The sequence below is a fragment of the Paenibacillus cremeus genome (assembly GCF_007786445.1).
GTDB lineage: Bacteria > Bacillota > Bacilli > Paenibacillales > NBRC-103111 > Paenibacillus_G > Paenibacillus_G cremeus.
In genome coordinates, this window is record NZ_VNJI01000004.1 from 150,039 (window position 1) to 168,440 (window position 18,402).

Here is an 18,402-nt window from a genome sequence, read left to right on the forward strand (position 1 = left end):
CTCTCTCCTTTTCTGCTTTTGGCAATCGTACTACCCCATCGTACCGTTAAACGATGCACGCTGAATGTCAGCTAAACGCGGCGCTGCTTGTAAAGAAGTTCGATTGGCGGATGAATCTCCGGCTCTCATTAACCAAACCTCGGCTGCATAAGGGCCCACCCGGTCTGGAGCGGTACTCCAGGACAGCAGAAGCTTGCCGTCCCTAATGGCCTCGCGGGGAACGAAATACTCCTGCTGCAGGATAGGCACATTCACGCGCAAGCCCTCCGCAAGAACATGCCGATCATTGGCAATCAGCTGCATCGGGCCACTGCGAGCGGTCATAAATCCGCTGTAGCTTACCTTCAGGATGTAATCCGAATCGTTGTCCAGATGCTCGTACTTGAGCGTAAGCGGAGCTTTATAGAACGTAGTCAGCTGGGTCAGCCAGGCCAGCGGCACAGGGCCGACTTCCTTTTTTCGATTCTCGCGAAGATGAAGGAAATGCACGCAATAAGCGGTAAAGACCGTGTCTTCGAAAGCCGGATCCTCTTCCTTGCTCCGTCGCATGACCACGCGTTCCCAGCTAGAGGGGGAGCCTAGATTATCGTAATACCCGCCTGGCCCCGGGTCGGTTCTGCGAATCGCTTGACGGATCACGTCCAGTCGGCTGCGCTCGTCCGCCAAATGCCGGACCTCATGGCAATGGGCGAGCAGCCACTCGGCATTATTGAGCGGCTTGTCGATATCGTCCATGAAAGCCCCGCGATCCCAAGCGATTGCCTGATACGTTCCGACCGACGATTGGGCTCCGATCGAATGAAACAGACGCTCGGCCATATCATGGCAGGCTTGACGCAGCTGCGCAGCAATCGATTCCGATTCAGCACAAAGAATCGATTCCGCCTCCTCCACAGCGGCCAACGCTCCCAGCTCGGAAGCATTATTCAGTACTTCTACGGCCCGCAGCTCCAAGTCCGTTTCATACAGCAGGCGCCTCCGGATGTAGGCATCATAATAGGCGCGCAGCAAGCCCATCTGGAACCTGTAATTGTCCAGCACCGCAGACGGGGCCGCACCTTCGATGTCCCGCCACTGTCTGAGCGTGACCTCGACTCCGCTGTTGGCGATCAGCGGTCCGCTCCAATTGCGCTCAAGCGCCAGGATGCCCCCCGCCACCGCTTCCGTGTACTCGTCACCGATAAAAAAACGTGCATAGTCGCGCAGCGTCTGTGCAACGTCCGCGGTCGGGTCCCAATCTTGGGCCCCCCAAATGAACTTGTTGACGTCATCGTAGATGCCTTCGGAGTAGGTAAGGCTGCCGATTGTAAAGCCGCAAATTCGGTTATGAATTTGCTTCATGGCTACCGGCCGGGGATTGATGCTTTCGCGGCCATGCGTCATCGCGAATGCGAGGTCCCACTCTCGGATAGGAAACTGAGCTGCGAAGTTATGCGTGATGTCCGGGTAATTTCGAATCGCAACCGCATCATCGAGCAGCTCCCGCAATTCGTGCAGCGGCTTCCTGGCCCATGGACCGTGAGCTACACCCCCGAGCCATTCCGGCTTGCGGTTTACCCCTTCGATAAACCCGTTTACCCATTCATCCGTAGGCTGCGGATGCTGGGGGGAAAACCACAGCTTCGCGTGGGGATGATATTGGCGCAGGAGACCCGCAACCCGCTCCGTCCATTGGAAAAATTCATCCAACCGGATATGTCCCGGATCACCGCTGGGGATTAAAATGTGATCGATTCTGGGCAGCTTGCGGAAAATGTCTTCCCGTTCCGCCAATTCGGCTTCGATGGTTTCGGGATCACTATAGTCGGATGCCATGTTCGGATACCAGATCCATACATCCAGTCCATAGGAATCGATGATTTCAGACAGCCGGATCATCATATCGAGCGCCGGCACTTTCATATGAGGACTTGTCGGGTCATCATCCGTACGCGGCGGCAAAATTTCGATACTGTTGGAGCCGAAAATTGCCAGCTCGCGGATATACTGCTCGAATTGTTCGGCTGACCACGCATCGTAGGCGTTAGTCTTGGGGCGGTAGCCCAGCTGATGACCGCGCAGCTTCAGCGCAGGCGTACTGGAAATGCGCAGCTTCGCATGGAGCCGAATCCGGCCATTCGTCATTTGCAGCTTACGCAGCAAATGTCCCACGCCGAACAGTACACCGCGCGCATCGGCACCGACAACCCATACCACCGGCGGCTGGTCTGCCGGCGTCCCCACCACAATGCGGTAGCCTTCCGCTCCCGGTGAAGGCAGCTCATCCAGCAGCTCCTGGTGCGGCAGCCTGGATTTCATTAGTTCCTCAAGGGAGGCCTTGGTGCCGACAATGATGGTGGGAACCCGGACATCAGTGTTCACGCTGCGCTCGGTAGTCAGGACAACTCCGGTCCGTTTCGCGATTTCCTCAATGAGGACGGTAATGGCTTTAGTTTCGTGTGCCGATGCGCTTGTCGAGCAAACGACGACAGCGCATGTAAGATCAACCGTTTGCAAAGCGGATGCCATGCCTCAACACTCCTTACTGTTACGATCACTTTACCCTTGGATTACTGTTGAATGGGGACACTCCCCATCAGAGAGCGTTCGCTATCGTATCGCTGTTTCGGATAAGCCAGACCTCGGATACATTCAACCTTTTAAATCCGTTGATTCTCTGGAAGGTAAGCGTCAATGTACCGCTTTCCACCGCTTCCTTCGGAATCGGCGATTCAACCAAGGTGCACTGTCCTTCCTTCACGAGCACATTCGCATGAATGACGCTGCTGCCGTTCGCTGTCAAGGTGACCCGATAGTCTCTGGAATGTTCCCCTACGGTGTCTCCGGCGTAATTGACCTTCACGGTATACGAGGATGCAGGATCCAGATGCTCGTAGGTCAGCGTCAGCGGCGTGTCCGCAAGGGTATTGGCATGACGGACGGACGCAAGCGGCGGAAACACGCCTCCAGCTCTCGTCCGTTCGCTTTGCAGCAAATAAATGGCGGGGGCCATGCGTGGCGACTCGAGATACCCGGGATCGAGCTCCCGTCCCTTCCCTTTGGCAACCCGCTGCCAGCCCTGATAGGAGCCCAGATTATCGTAAAAGCCGCCCGGACCTGGATTGGTGCGGTGAATCAGCTGATGGATCGCTTCCAATTGCTCGGCTTCACTCTGCAGCTTCCTAATGGTGCCAAACTGCGAAGTTAGCCACATGGAATCGTTCAGCGGAAAATCGATAGCGTCCATGAACGCCCCACGACCCAAGGCAATCGCATGATGCCTCTCTACCGACAGCTGCTCGCCAATATTCTTAAACAGTTCGTCGGCCAGCTCCCAGCAGCGTTCGCGGTATGTCGCAGCCACGGGAGCAGAAGCGGCCTTCCGCAAGGCGGCCTCGGCTTGCTCGATCGCAGCTGCCGCCCCCAGTGCCGGAGCCTGCTTAAGCCAATCCATGGCCTGCTGCTCCAGCTCCGTTTCATAAATTAAACGCCTTCTAATATAGGTGTCATAGTATGCGCGCAGCAGCCCCATCTGAAAGCGGTAATTGTTAGCTACCTCTGGTGGTGCGGATTGCTCCATCAGCTGCCACTGCCTCAGCGTATTTTCTACCCCTTCGTTAGCGAGCAGCGGGCCTTCCCAATTCCGCTCCAGCGACATAAGCCCTTGAGCCACACCCTCCGCATAATCGTCGCCGATAAACAGCCGGGCAAATTCACGCAGCGTTTCTATGACCGGCGTCCGCGAATCCCAATCCTGGTCGCTCCAGACGAATTTATTAACATCGTCATTGATGCCCTCAGAATACGAAATGTTGCCGACCGCGTACGACTCCAGCAGGTTGTGGATATGCTTCTGTGCCAGCGGGCGCGGATTGATGCTTTCACGCCCCAGGGTTATGGCGTATGCAAGATCCCATTCCTGTACAGGATATTGGCAATGGAAATTATGCGTTATGTCCTCGTAGCGGCGGATCGGATATCGGTCCGGCACGATACGGCGCAGATCCGGCAGCGTAATATCCACGTGCGGCCCGAACACAACCCCGCCCAGCCACTCCGGCTCCAGCAGGACATGGGCGAGAAAGCCGTTCAGCCATTGCTTCGATTCGTGAGACATGACCTGCGGCGATAGCCACACCTTGGCCTGCGGGTGGTACTTCTGCAGCAGCCCCGCGACTTGCTCCGACCACTTAAACAGTAGGTCTGGATTCAGATCTCCCGGATCGCTCCCCGGAATGAACACCGCATCGATATGCGGTACCTTGCTGAAAATCTCTTCGCGTTCCGCCAGCTCCGCCTGAATCGTTGCGGGATCGGCATAATCGAGCGCCATATTCGGATACCAAACCCAGGTATCCAAACCGTACGAATGGATAATGCCGGATAAACGGATCATCATCTCCATCGGATCAACCTTCATCAGCGGGCCGTTCGGGTCGTCATCCGTGCGCGGAGGCATAATCTCAATGCCGTTGGCGCCGAACAAGGCCAGCTCGCGGATGTACTGCTCGAACTGCTCGACTGACCAAGCGTCGTATGCATTGGTTTTGGGCCGGTAGCCCAGCTGATGTCCTCTGCAGGATTGACGGGGAGTACTGGAGATGGACAAATTTGACTCTATCAAGATCGACTGACGCTTCATTCTCGCTTTTCTCAGAAATTTGCCGATACCGTAGAGCAGTCCTCTCTGATCCTCGCCAACAATTAATACAACCGACGTATCCTCTTGAAGCCCCAGAATCCGGTAGCCCTCTTTGCCTGGCGTGTCCAATTGCTGTAGAGCATGGTAGAACGGCAGCACTTGTTCGTTAAGCGAATCCTTCGTTCCGGCGACAATGACCGGTTTACTTCCCTCCGGCAGCTTATTGACCACCGGCAGCGTGATGCCCGTTCGTTTCTCCACTTCCTCGATCAGGACCCTAATCGCTTTCGCTTCGACTGCACTTGACCAACGGGGGATCAGTACATGAGCTTCCGATAGATCCCAAAGTGCACTGTGCTGAACTGCGGATTGCTGATTGCGCTTCATTTGGCGCCTCCATTTTCGTTTGTCACATCTAGGATTAAATATGAATTCGGTTTTGTCCGCTCTTGGCCGTATCCCCAAGCGCTTGCTTGATTTCACCCAGCTCGCGGTTCGTTTGCTCTACGAACGCCGTCATATCGGAAGCCTGGATAAACATATTCATCCCCAGCTTCCCCCACTCAATCTCTTGATCCACACCGAAGAAGTAATGGATCCCGGCGGTAACGCCAGCTGCCCGCGCCTTGCGAATAATCGTCTCGATGGCCTCCGCAAACAGCGGATGCCGATACTGCTCCGGAACCCCCAAGCTGCACGACAGATCGTGGGGTCCAATCAGCACACCATCCAGCCCCGGCACAGCCAAAATATCATCCAATGCGTCAAGCGCCGGTCGGCTCTCAATGTTAACAATCAAGATGTTGTCCCGGTTGAAGTCCTGCAAATATTCGCCCAGCAGCGGCTCCGGCGCTTCGACCCCTTCGATAATCCGCTGCAGCTTTTGCCCTTTAAGCGGACGCAGCTTTACCGCACCGCGCAGCGCTTGAACCTGCTCCACCGTTTCCACATAGGGTGCGACAATGCCCGCTGCTCCAGCATCCATGGCAATGCTAGCTTGATGCGGATCGGGGTAAGGAATTCGAACAATGGGGGCGATCCCAAGGGCACTGTAGGTACGGCACATCCACGACAGCTGATCGCGGTCCATGGACATGTGCTCCGTGTCCAAAAAAACAAAATCGAGGCCTAGCTTCTTTACCTCCGCGGGCCAGCGGGGAGATGTCGAGATGATCAACGTCCCATACACACGCGCTCCAGCCTTCATTTTTGTCAAAAGCTCCTGACTGTTCATAGCTCACCTCATCCAATTTTTGCTGTGAACACCGCTCTTCTCACGGGTTGGCTTAGTTGTATCACGCTAGGAGTCGTTAAGAAAACATCCAATCCTCGCCCCATGTATCATTTTGGCAACATCCTGAGGATGTATCACTGCTCCAACTCTCTGTATCAGATTTCCGCTTAGCTGGTTAGAGCTGCATTCTTCTTGCTTTTCTGAATTCATTAGGAGTAACGCCCTCATATTTTTTAAACAACCGGATGAAGGTCGTCCTGCTGTAGATGCCAACACGCTCCGATATATCACTGATGTTCATATTTGTTCCCCCGAGGATTTCCTTGGCTTTATTAATGCGAGTGACGCTGATGTAATCCGTAAGGTTGGTGCCTGTCTTCTCTTTAAACACCTTGGAAATGTATTTCGAAGAGACCCCCAAGTGATCCGCAATTTTCTCCAGATAGAGATCCTGATGATAATGGGTTTGAATATATTGAACGATCGTACCGACCAGCTGGTCGGATTTATTCAAAATGCTGCTTTTCTCTTCCGCCGGGTCTGCGTTCTCAGCGATCAGAAAATCCCTTTTTCGATCCGCGGCTTCCAGTGCGATCAGTGAATCGGCATACGATTTATGGATTCCGTCCAGACCGAAGTGAATGTTTCCGAGCGCGATATGAATGCTGCAGTACCTGGAATCATGCTGGAAGGCTCCAATGAGACCGCGCAGCGCTCGTTTCAAATCGTTCATGCCCTCGATATCAGCCGCATTGGCAAGACACACATAAACATTCTGCTTCGATTCCAGCACGTATACCGGTAAATATCTCCCTATTAAGCTTTCAATGATTTTTTTCATCTTGTTCATGATCATCAGCCGCTCAACATCTTGAATTTCATCATAAAAATCGGGCTTATAAGTGAAGTGTATGGTGCAGCAAATAAAGTACTCCTTCTTGAAGGACAGATCGTGACGTAGGATCTTGTTCAGCTCCTGATCACTTACCGGCTTGCTCCCCATCATGACATGCAGCAGCATATGGTCGATATATTCCAACGACATGCTGTCCAGCTTCTTTTTGTAAGAATTGTTTTTCTCAATGATCTGATGTATGCCTATTCCGATCCGATCCAGCTCCGTCTCCCTCTTTCGGTTCGGAGATAACCTTGAAGGCGCTTCCATGTTTTCGTTTAACACAACATCTTGAATTTTTTTAATTGGGTTATAGAGGTTAAAGGTGAAGATAAAGGACAAAATGCATCCGGCAATAATGAGGAGCAAACAAACGGTTAAAAACATCGTGAATAGATGCGTATTTTGTGCCGTAAATTCAGCCATCGGAGTGAGTGAATAATATTTCCACCCATACACTCCCGAAACGATATGGGTGACGAAGTAAGGGTTGCCCTGGATGGTTAATTCCCCGCTGTTTAGCTGTTCTTTCGTGAATAAGGGGGTTGCTGCTTCACTGCTGTCCTTTCCTCCAATGCTGCTCCAAATCAGATGGTCATTGTTATCCAGTATCAGAAAATGCGTCGAGGAAAATAGGGCATTTTTTTGAACCACGGTCGAGATGGTACCTACCGAGATCGTCATCACCAGCTCAGCTTGATGGCCGTTCACCGTTTTTGAAAACACAAAAGGAATCGCGTTTTTTTCAATCGATTGATTAAAGAAAACCTTGGACGGATGCAGCAGCTCCATGTAGGTATTTTGCTTGATTCTGCTCCTCCAGAAGGCGGCGTCATACTGTTCAAACCTATAAACGCCGTTTAAAAAGTACTCGAAATCTTCCACGCCGTCCTTCGTATATACTTTTTGGTCATCCACATAGACAAATAAGTTATCAATGATTTCTCCGACATCACCGGAGATCCGAGAAATCGTGCTGGGAATATTGGGCAGCTTTATTTTGTCGGTAATGCTGTACATATTATACGGAAGCAGGAGCGTCATGATGTTTTTATCGTAAAAAAAGCTTATACTGGACCGCTGGGCCGTTTGCAAATAAATATCGATGAAATCAGCGGAGGATTGTAAACTAGCTTGTATTTTATGTTTAAAGTCATCTTTCACCTTGTTATTGAAATTAATGTACAGAAACGAACCGGTAATGAGAATCGGCAAGAGAAGGGATAAAAAATACAGCAGGATCCTAAGAAACAACTTATTCTTTAGAGGCACATAAGCGCTCAGTTTAATCTTGTTCATCCCTATGGAGGCTCCTTCCTATTCAACCGCACTAATCAATAAAGGCATGGTTTATCCGATTGCCATGCACCTCCTTGTTCAAGCCTCGTTTGCTTGGCACAACTTTAGTATATGGGCGGGCTAAACCGATGAACATTACCAGATGGCCAAATCATGAACCGTTTTGGGACATCCGGGTCATGTTCCGTTTCTCCACCTTTGTTTCATATTTCCGCCACTTAGCCGTGAAGAGAACAAAAAAAAGGAGAACCATTATTTACAACGGCTCTCCTTCTGGAGCTCACTAATTCACATGGGCAGCGTCAAATTTTTATTTTGAATACCGCTTTCTTCACCGTCTGCACACCGCCCGCTGGGGTGAGACAAGGCATATGGGCATCATCGGAGTAAAAGATCGTAAAACAGCCTTCCTTCACATCCACAAAATCCCCATCGCCTGCCAGCACTTTGTAATCCTTCTCCTCCAAATGATCTTCCGTTGTCGTTAAATGGCCTGCATAGGCCACTCCCATTCGTTCTGTTCCTTGAAGCATAACTTGAATGTCAATATAACTGCGGTGTGCTTCCCAGAAGCCTTGATTGTGGTCTCTTGTCTCATAGCTTTGAAGCAGCAGAAAGAGCTCCGAGCCCTGAATTTCATATTTGCCCGGCGGCATCTCGGCTACCGGATGGCTGCTCAAATAATCGAAAGCAGCAGCGAACTTTTCATTTAACCCGGTATATAGACGGGCATTTTGGATATGATCATAAATCACGGGACAGCCTCCTCATTCCTGATTATTTCAAACGCGCGTTGGCATCATTGTAAATTTTCTCAATATCGAGCGCGCCTTTGCTAACGATCTGTTTGGCAAAATCATCATATTCATTAAGCGATCTGGTTCCCATGATGAACTTATCCATTTCCTGCTGAACCGCCGTATCTACCTGTGATTTCAGCTGTTTTAATTTATCCAATTCCTCCTTAGTAAACGGCGGATCCAGCGGTGCCCGGTAATACCCTTTGTCCTGCTCCATCAGCTTGCTCCATTTATCCAAATCACCGGGAGAAATGGCAACCTGCGGTCTTTCGTCAATGTAGGTGGCAAATGCCAGCAAGCCGGTTCCTAAAGCAGACTGCATGGCATGGTAAGGATCGTTTTTACCGGCATAAGCTTTAAGCACACTGTCCAGCACAACAGGATTTCCGTTTTCTACCTTGTAATGCTCTCCGGCTACCCCAAAATTGGTTACTTTAACGCCCTCGTCACTGTACATCCAATCCATAAATTTCATCACGCTCTTAGGATCCTTCACCTTGGAGCTGACGGCGTACAGGTTCCACCAATCTTTCGGATACTCGTAGTTTCTTACCTGGCCCTTGGCGTTTTTCATGAGCCGCATCTGCTCAAATTTGGCATTCGGTTCCTTGGCCTGCAGCGTCTGAGTAAACGCCAGTGCAAACGTGCTGTTGTCGTAGTAAAAAAGGGATTTGCCTGTGCTCAGCTTCTGCTGCCAGGTTTGTTGGGTATTCACTGCATAATCCGGGTCGAGCAGCTTCTCGCTGTACAGCTTATTTAGATAAGCGAGCACCGGCTTGAAATCTTCGGGATGCGCAGGGCCGTACACATATTTACCGCCGCTTACATCAGGATCGAAGTAGATCGTGTATCCCGACCCTAGTGCAAAAGCCATATATGGCAGGAAATTAGCAATGCCATTGCGGAACGTTAACGGATAAGAATCCGGATAAGCCTCCTTAAATTTTTTCAATACCTGATACAATTCGTCAAAGCTGGTTGGCGCCTGCAAATTCAGCTTTTTCATGATATCGTCCCGGATCAGCGGTACCTGCCCATAACGGAGCTTCCAGCTGGCCATCACAGGGAGGCCGTATAACTTCCCGTCCACCATCACTTTTTTAATTTCAGGGTTTTGATCCAGCACCTTTTTAAAGTTAGGCATGACGTCCAGATAGTCCGTTACAGCCAGAAACATTCCGGCCTTTGCCATTGGTGCGGCATCCAGCAAATTGCCCTTGCCAATTCTGGTCACGTCCAGAACATTGTTGGTTGCCATCATGGTTTGGAGCTTATCCGTGTAATTCGCATCCGGAATGCCTTGCAGGTCAAGCTTCACATTGGTCTTTTTGAAGATTTCCTGCACGGCAGGTGAATCCTGTACTAGAGGCTGAACAGCCGGGTCCGGCATCATGATTTTTAACGTCAACGGTTCTGACAGCAGTTTACCGTCTGTTTTTTTATCACTGGCATTTGGCTGGCTCTGGCTCTGGCCGTCTGCTTTTTTGCCATCCGACGAGGCGGGCTGCTGCGCATTGCACCCCAATAAAGCTGCGGAGGTCAAAGCCAAGCTGGAAACCAAAGTAATCGCCATCTTTTTCTTATTTGCCATATTCTTCGCTCCTCTAGTTTAGATGTTGAAGCAATAGACTATCCTTTTAAAGCCCCTACCATGACCCCTTTAACAAAATATTTCTGAATAAAAGGATAGATGGCCAGAATCGGTAAGATCGTAATAATAATGACCGCATACTTAATATTTTCCGCACTAACCATCACACCTTCAGCGCCACTTATCGCCATATTCTGGTTGCCCATCTGACCGGCTACCACGATGTTGCGCATGATGATCTGCACAGGAAACAGCTTCTTGTCCGTTAAATAAATCATGGATGGGAAAAAGCTGTTCCAATGCCACACCGCATAAAACATCGTCATCGTCGCCAAGACGGGAACGGAAAGAGGAAGAACAATGCGAATAAAAATTTTTAGGTCGTTGGCACCGTCTATGAAAGCCGTTTCAATTAATTCATTCGGAATATTGGAAAAGAACGTCCGCATCATGATCATGTACCATACATTAATGGCTGGAGGCAGCAGGATGGCCCAGATGGAATCCAGCAAGCTCAAATTATTCACGACCAGATAGTTAGGGATCATCCCGCCATGGAAAAACATCGTTAAGATAACCAGAAACGTAAACACGGCCTTCCCTTGCAGGTTGTTTCTGGATAACGGATACGCACATAACGCCGTCATTGCCAGATTGATTAGCGTTCCAAGCGAGGTGTACATAATGGTATTGCCATAGGAACGAAGAATCGCCGGGTCTTTCAAAATCGTTTTATAGGCCTCCCAATTGAACCCAGCCGGAAAAAACTTCACGTCCCCCCGCGTCACATAGATCCCGTCGCTTACTGAGATGACAGCCATGTAGTAAATAGGATATAAAGTGACAAACACGAGAATCAGCATAAGTGCAGCATTAAATCCGTCAAAGAGCCAAGGGCCGATCCCATTGTTTTTCTTCATTGGAGCCACTCTCATTTCTACCAAAGACTGGTTTCACTAGTTTTTCTAGCGATGTAATTGGCTATGGAAACAAAGCACAGGATGATGATGGACTGAAACAATTCTACGGCCGTCGCAAAGCTGAAATCGCTTCCAACAAGTCCCCTGCGATATACAAAAGTAGAGATGACATCCGCCGTCTCATAGGTCGGCCCGGTATAAAGCAGCAGTATTTTTTCATAGCCGATCGTCATAATGTTACCTAAATTAAGCAAGAACATGATTGTAATTACTGGGGCTAGGCCTGGAATAGTAACATGAAACATCTGCTTCCAGCGGTTGGCACCATCCATTCTGGCTGCCTCATATAATTGGGGATCTATGGAGGTGAGTGCCGCAAGGTAAATGATGGAGCCCCAGCCTAATCCCTGCCATATTTCCGAACTGACATAAATCGTTCTGAACCATTCCGGCTTTAATAAGAATTGAATCCGTTCCAGCCCGAGGCCGCCCAACATCCGATTAATCAACCCTTCATTGGTCAGAAAGTTGACAAGCATCCCGCAGATTACGACTGTGGAAAGGAAATGAGGCAAATAGCTGACGGTTTGTACAAATTTTTTAAAATACTTCTGCCTTAATTCGTTTAATAAAAGCGCCAGAATAATCGGTGCGGGGAAAAAGAAGATAATCAAGTACACATTCAACAAAACCGTATTACGCACCAGCTTCCAGAAGTAGGGATCCAGTAGAAACTGCTTAAAATATTTGGTTCCCGCCCAGTCGCTTTTCCAAATGCCCTGAAAAACATTGTAGTCTTTAAATGCAATAAACAGTCCGACTAGGGCACCGTACTTAAAAATGATAAAGTACAGCATGGGCAGGAGCAGCATCAGATAAAGGTACTTGTTTTGTATAGCCTGCCGAATAAGAACTCCTCCTTTCCTTGAATTTGATATATATGTATCACGATTAAATCGGGATGAACATATCCAATCCTCCTCTTATGCTCCATTGGCCATCTTGGAGCCGTATGTTTCACTAGTCCACTCCTTGTGCCAACTTTCCACTTCGTATAATTACCATTCGCCTTTGCTTCCGTATTGTTTTTTAGCGGCAGCTCCGAAGGTTTGTCCGGCCTCTTTTAATTGGGCTACAATTTGTTCCATCGATTTGCCTGCTGCATCACGGCCAGCGGCAATCACTGTGTTGCATTCGTTGGCATCCATGAAACGGGACGCCTCCAGAATCCGTTCCTGGTCTTCCTCCGGAATAATTAGAAACCCGTGCTTATCCGCATGAATTAGTTGTCCCGGCTTCACCTTGCGTCCGAATACCTCTACCTCGCAATCCCAACGAACGGGCCAGCTCCAGGCATGGCCTACACACATGCGAGAGGCAATCGCCTTGAAGCCTGCATTGCACATTTCATCCACATCCCGCACAGCGCCGTCGGTAATGGTTCCGACACAGCCAAGGGCTTTATGTATATTCGCATTGACCTCTCCCCAATACGATCCGTATACCGCAGGTTTATCCAAATCCTGGACAACGACAATTTTCGGCCCCGGGATGCTGGCAATATACTCCCGGTACAAGTCAATATTTTCCGGATGCCGTTCAATATGCTCCGGATTACCCGGTTCACACATGACTGTCACTGCATAGCCGATCATCGGCCCCATCTGAGGCATATAGTCACGCGTTTCCTCCAGATTGAAATGCGTTCTTCGGTCCTGCTTTGTAATCTGTTCCCACCCGTTATATATGGTTGGCGTGTTCCAGCGCTTTAATTGAAGCAGCTCACTATGGCTTAACGTTCTCATGGACACTCAATCTCCTCACTAAAATGGATTGAAATGCAACCTTGCTTGCAGCTAATTATCATACCTCCTGTCAGCGTCCGCAGCTATACCGGATCCTTGCGGATAATTCAAAATTAATCGTCCAACCAAAAAAAAGAAACATCCATCTCCTCCCTGGATGTTTCAATTTGGATACTGCCTGTATTTGTTTCAAAAATACGACTTGATGTTTCAAATTTTTCGGCTAAGCCATCCTCTATTTCAGCTTCACAGGCTGTCCGGTCTGCGCGGAATCGTTAGCGGCCATCGAGATTCGGTGCGTCCGAACAGCGTCCTCGTAGCTTGACAGAATCCCCGAGTCATCGCCGGTCCTCAACGCGTGCAGGAACGCTTCATTTTCCCTCAGATAGGGATCAGTCACGTTTTTATACTCATGTGTTTCGCTTTGGCGACAGACCTTAAGTTCGGTGCCTTGCAGTTCAAGCACGCCTTGGTCGGTATAAAGGTGCAGGCCGGAGGTATGGCCCATGGGCAGTAGACAGGTGTTGGAGATCGTGGCGATCATTCCATTGCTTAATTTAAGCGTCACCGTACCGGAATCCGGCACATCTACTCCCTCTACCTTGCGGTGCATCACGGTATGATTGTAAATGGCATACACCTCCACCGCTTCTCCGCATAAATATCTCAGCAGATCGGTGACATGGGTCGTCTGCTCCACGAATTGCCCGCCCGAACCAGCTTGGATACGCCACCATGGCACACGAGGCAGCGCACCCATAAAATAGCCCAGAGCAAGTCCCGCCTGACAGTCCTTCAGCAGCTCGCGAGCGCGTTGAGTGCTGTCTTGATAACGCCAATGGTAGCCGACGGAGGTGATGAGCCTTTTGTGCTGTACCGCTGACAGCAGCCGCTCCGGGATCGACGCCTCTACGCCAAGCGGCTTTTCCACAAAAAAAGGTATGCCTCGTTCGATGAGCGTTTCTTCGATCGCTCCATGAGCCATCGGCGGAACGCAAACATAGACCGCATCCGGCCGTTCGCGTTCCACCATTTCCTCGACGTTGTCGTACGCTGCAGCGCCTGACCATCTTCCTGCCGCAGCCTCCGCCTTCCCGATATTCGTTCCACAAAAAGCAGCTACCCTCACATCGTTCATAGCCGATATCATTCCTGCGTGCTTCAAAGCATACGACCCCGTACCTACAAACGCAATCTGAAGAGACATTTCCGATTCTCCTTTAGCGCGTATTCATCAGCAATACTCGACGATGTATTCTATTTCACCCTTGCCAACGCCGTATTGAAGATGTGCTCGATTTCCTCGGCTCCCTTATCTTTGCACTGCTTAATAAAGCTGTCCCATTCTTCATCCAATAAGCCGTCGATCATAATAAATTTATCCATGTTCTGAGTTAAGTAGGCGTCCAGCTGCGTTCTGAGCTGCTTTAATTTCTCCCGCTCGTCTTTTGTAAACGAAGGATCGTACGCCATTCTGAATGCATATCCATTACTCAAAAATTGATTGTTCTTCTCCGTCCACTCCTGCATTTCCTTGGCTTGTGCTGCTAAGTTCGGCTGGTCATCCGCCAGTAAGGCAAGTCCATTATATCCGGTGCCAAGCGTAGATTTCATGGCTCCAGCCGGATCCGCCTTATCCTTGAACCGGCTGACGAACGATTCACTGATTTGATACTTGCCGTTCTCATGGCTGTAATGCTGGCCTTCGATTCCCCATGACGTGAGGCGCATCCCTTCCTCCGAGTAAAGCCAATCGATAAACCGGAGCACCTTCTCCGGCTCTTTGACTCTAGCGTTAACCACGTAGGATTCCTGCAAATGATCAAGCCGATAAAGTAAAACCCGTTTTACCCCTTTCCCGGCGGCCAGCATCGGCAGCATGTCGAAGCGTGCTTCAGGGTCCTTCTTCCTTAGCGTCGCATTAAAGTTTGCACCGAGCCCCGTGTTATCCTGATAATAAAACGATTTGCCCGAGCTTAATTTTTCCTGCCATACTTGTGAGGTAGAGGTTGCGTAATCGGGATCAAGCAGCTTTTCCTTGTACAGCTTATGAAGATAAGCGATGGCTTCCTTAAACTCCGGCATCGCCGGTCCGAACTTGTATTGCTTAAGAACGGGATCAAAATACACCTTCGCTCCGGTCGCATTCGTGTATCCGCTTCCAAAAGCGAAAGCGATCGGATTGATTAAATTTTCCGTTCCCGTCAATCCGTTCGCTGCGCGGCTTGCAAAGGGGAACGCTTCGGGATACGCTTCCTTCAGCTTTTTTAATACCAAGTAAAGCTCATCATACGTTGTTGGAGTCGGCAAATTCCATTTTTTCAGCAGATCGACACGGATCATCGGCACTTGGCCGGACTGGGAAGCGGCAAAGTTTTGGGCGAGCGGAAAGCCGTACCATTTGCCGTCGATTTGATTTTTGCCTATTTCCGGGTATTCCTGCAGCAGCTGTTTAAAATTCGGCAATTGATCCAAATAAGGCGTCAGATCCAGAAACACACCGCTGTCGGAAAAGCTGGAAATATCGTCCTGCTTCACCAAAATCACATCTGGAATTTTATTGGTCGCAATCAGCGTCTTCTTTTTATCGTCATAGCTGTTTTGCGGGATCGCCTGAATTTGGAGCTGCACGTTTTTTCGTTTCAGGATTTCCGGGATAATCTCTGCGCTGGCGGAAAACGGCTGGGTCGGATTTTCATAACGCATCCATGTCAACACGAGCGGCTTATCGCTCTTGGCTTCGCCCCCCTCAGAAGACGGGCTGCTGCAGCCAAGCACGCTGGTGAGCACCAGCACGGAGCATACGGTTAAGACCCCCTTTTTTGAAATCATTTCTTGTGCCCCCTATTTTCTTCTACCGGTTTGCCGCCTATGCTCACATGTCGTCCACTCTGCGCTGGAGCGAGGATGCATGCGCATTTCGGTAATCCATCGGCGAAACGCCCTCGTGTTTTTTGAATACGCGTAAAAAGGTGGTCCGGCTGCTGATTCCGACCAGGTCGGCGATGTGACTGATTTTGTAATCCGTCGTAAGCAGCAGCTCCTTGGCCTTCTCCATCCGCACAAAGCTGATGTATTCCGAAATCCCGATTCCCGCGCCTTCCTTAAAGATGCGTGAAACATATTTGGCGGATAAGCCGATCTCGCCCGAAATGCTTTCTAAATAAATGTCCTTATGATAATTTTTATCGATGTAGTTGCTAATCACTGAAATCATCGTTTTCGAACGCGGTTCGTTTTTAAACACCGTTTCATGAATGATACGCTCATAAAAATGAAACAGCTTCTGCAGCCGGTCGCTCAATTCATTAGGGCGTGTGTTTTTACTGCTGAGTACGGCATATTCACTTTCCGAAATGAACTGGTCCACCCGAAGCTGCCTCTCAGCCGTATACCGGATCCCCGTATTCCATAGCTCTACAAGCAGTGTCCCCAGGTAGGAATATGAAACCCCCCGGCCTCGATTGAGCTCAATCAGCGCCTCCACATCCGCCTTGATTCCTTCCAGATTGCCTGCTTTCAGACCATTCACAATCTTGTTCTCGTCCAAGAAGGAGTAATAGTAGGTCTCTTCAATGGTTAATTCCGCCGCATCCGCTATGGTCGTTACAATCCCGCTCTTTCTGCGGTCCATCGCGGTAATTGCTTCGCTGTACGATTTGGCGATATCCGCCATATTGTCGTATATATTGCCAATCCCAATGGTCAACTCGCAGTAAATGGCGTCGTATTCAAACGTCGTTTTTATTTTTTCGATCGCCTGATCGAACCGCGAACGGTCCTCCGACTGCTTCAGGCTAACCATATATACGTAAAAATCCGGCTCGTATTCCAATAAATAGCCGTTCACATACGGAAGCATGATGCCTCCGATGACCCTTTTCATTTTTTCTTGAATCAACAGCCGGTCTCTTTCGCCGATTTCATGATAGTACCGCTCTTTAAACTGAAACATGAAGCAGCAGCACATGTAGCGGTCCGCCGTGAAGCCGATCTCGTCCAACACTCGGTTGGGGGTATCCTGCTGCTTCCAAGGGTTCCCTCTCAGCAGGTAAATAAAAAACTGATCGAGCAATTCGCTGGAGTATCGGTTAATTTTCAGAGCTGCATCCTGGTGCTGCTTCACCAGCTGGTCAATCCGCCTGCCAATCGTGTTCCAATCGTCGCTGCTTCGGCTTTTGCCGTACGTGTCCTGCGTTTTATCGCTTTCGCCCAAAATCTCGCGAATATTTTTAATCGGATTGTAAATGCTGAAGCTGAAAATAAACGAGAACACAACCCCAACGATCATCAGTGTCAAGCAAATCCATAAAATTAAACTCAAAATGCCCGAGGTTTCGTTGCTGAACGAGGCGATGGGAGTGACGGAATAATAATACAAGCCGTACGTTTCGGAGGGGATCCGGACAACCAGCGCGTGCTCGCCGTCGACCTTTACATAGGCGTGCTGCTCCTTGCCCTGAAACTGATCGGCGATCTGCCGCGCAGCATTGGGATCGAGACTGTCGCTGCTAACCACGAGACGTTGATTTTTATCCAGTATAAAATAGGACGTCTCGGAAAAGATGGAGTTGTTCTTGAGTGTGGAGGTGATCGCTGAAGCCGAAATACCGGTGACCATTGTGACCAATCTGCCGTTGACATACTGGGTAGTGACACTGGGGATCACCTGCCTCGGATCGACGTGATTATAGCTCAGTACATCGCTGGGGGGAAGCAGCTCGAAGAAGCTGCCTGACTGCAGCTTTTGCTTCCAAAAGGATTTGTCATAGCCGCTCATGATATAAAACGTGTCGAAAAATACGTTGAAATCGACTACTTCTTGACTTGTATATACTTTGTCGGTATCGACGTACATAAAGATTTGGTCCACAAACGAGCTCAGCACATTCTGATTGTTCGCTATGGCCCTAACGACAAGAGGCAAATTCACTTTATCATCGTCACTGAGCAGCCGGTAAGGCTGAACAAAGCGCTGAAACGTATCGCTTAAAATCAGATTATTGTTCGTGGATTGCGCCATACCCAAATAAACGTCCACCGTACGCGAGGAAAAGCTCAAATTATCGGAAAGCTTCTGCGTGACGTCTTTTTTTACGAGGTGGTCGACATTCCAATAAACGATGAGGCCGATGATGACAATAGGCAGCAGCAAAGATAGAAAATAAATAAGAATTTTATTAAACAGCTTGTTTCCATAGATCGGATATGCAAACCGGCGCCACTTCATGCCTAGC

12 protein-coding genes are annotated in these 18,402 nt (G+C 49.6%); all 12 read right to left on the reverse strand.

What is annotated here, in order from left to right; genetic code table 11:
* Nucleotides 1-30: 30 nt before the first annotated feature.
* Complete coding sequence (locus FPZ49_RS04845) at nt 31-2,508, reverse strand: hypothetical protein (RefSeq protein WP_144843976.1); 2,478 nt, start codon at nt 2,506-2,508, stop codon at nt 31-33.
* A 67-nt stretch (nt 2,509-2,575) separates the two neighbouring features.
* Complete coding sequence (locus FPZ49_RS04850) at nt 2,576-5,008, reverse strand: hypothetical protein (RefSeq protein WP_144843978.1); 2,433 nt, start codon at nt 5,006-5,008, stop codon at nt 2,576-2,578.
* Nucleotides 5,009-5,042: 34 nt separating this feature from the next.
* Nucleotides 5,043-5,828, reverse strand: coding sequence for an HpcH/HpaI aldolase family protein (locus tag FPZ49_RS04855; protein WP_222429868.1), 786 nt, complete (start codon nt 5,826-5,828; stop codon nt 5,043-5,045).
* Between the two features lie 202 nt (nt 5,829-6,030).
* Nucleotides 6,031-8,049: a helix-turn-helix domain-containing protein gene (locus tag FPZ49_RS04860; RefSeq protein WP_144843984.1), complete on the reverse strand. Its 2,019-nt coding sequence runs from the start codon at nt 8,047-8,049 to the stop codon at nt 6,031-6,033.
* 302 nt (nt 8,050-8,351) lie between these two features.
* Entirely contained in the window at nt 8,352-8,804 is a 453-nt protein-coding gene (locus FPZ49_RS04865; RefSeq protein ID WP_144843987.1) for a YhcH/YjgK/YiaL family protein, read from the reverse strand.
* Nucleotides 8,805-8,826: 22 nt separating this feature from the next.
* Nucleotides 8,827-10,440 carry an extracellular solute-binding protein gene (locus tag FPZ49_RS04870; RefSeq protein WP_144843990.1) on the reverse strand — a complete coding sequence of 538 codons (1,614 nt, stop codon included), beginning with the start codon at nt 10,438-10,440 and terminating at the stop codon, nt 8,827-8,829.
* Between the two features lie 38 nt (nt 10,441-10,478).
* Complete coding sequence (locus tag FPZ49_RS04875; RefSeq protein WP_144843992.1) at nt 10,479-11,360, reverse strand: carbohydrate ABC transporter permease; 882 nt, start codon at nt 11,358-11,360, stop codon at nt 10,479-10,481.
* Nucleotides 11,361-11,377: 17 nt separating this feature from the next.
* Nucleotides 11,378-12,217: an ABC transporter permease gene (locus FPZ49_RS04880; protein WP_261381251.1), complete on the reverse strand. Its 840-nt coding sequence runs from the start codon at nt 12,215-12,217 to the stop codon at nt 11,378-11,380.
* 201 nt (nt 12,218-12,418) lie between these two features.
* Complete coding sequence (locus FPZ49_RS04885) at nt 12,419-13,165, reverse strand: RraA family protein (protein WP_144843998.1); 747 nt, start codon at nt 13,163-13,165, stop codon at nt 12,419-12,421.
* A gap of 235 nt (nt 13,166-13,400) precedes the next feature.
* Nucleotides 13,401-14,372 (reverse strand): Gfo/Idh/MocA family protein, encoded by a 972-nt coding sequence (locus tag FPZ49_RS04890; RefSeq protein WP_144844001.1) that lies wholly within the window; start codon nt 14,370-14,372, stop codon nt 13,401-13,403.
* A gap of 50 nt (nt 14,373-14,422) precedes the next feature.
* Nucleotides 14,423-15,997, reverse strand: coding sequence for an extracellular solute-binding protein (locus FPZ49_RS04895; protein ID WP_144844004.1), 1,575 nt, complete (start codon nt 15,995-15,997; stop codon nt 14,423-14,425).
* Between the two features lie 43 nt (nt 15,998-16,040).
* Nucleotides 16,041-18,395 carry a helix-turn-helix domain-containing protein gene (locus tag FPZ49_RS04900; protein ID WP_144844008.1) on the reverse strand — a complete coding sequence of 785 codons (2,355 nt, stop codon included), beginning with the start codon at nt 18,393-18,395 and terminating at the stop codon, nt 16,041-16,043.
* Nucleotides 18,396-18,402: the final 7 nt, after the last annotated feature.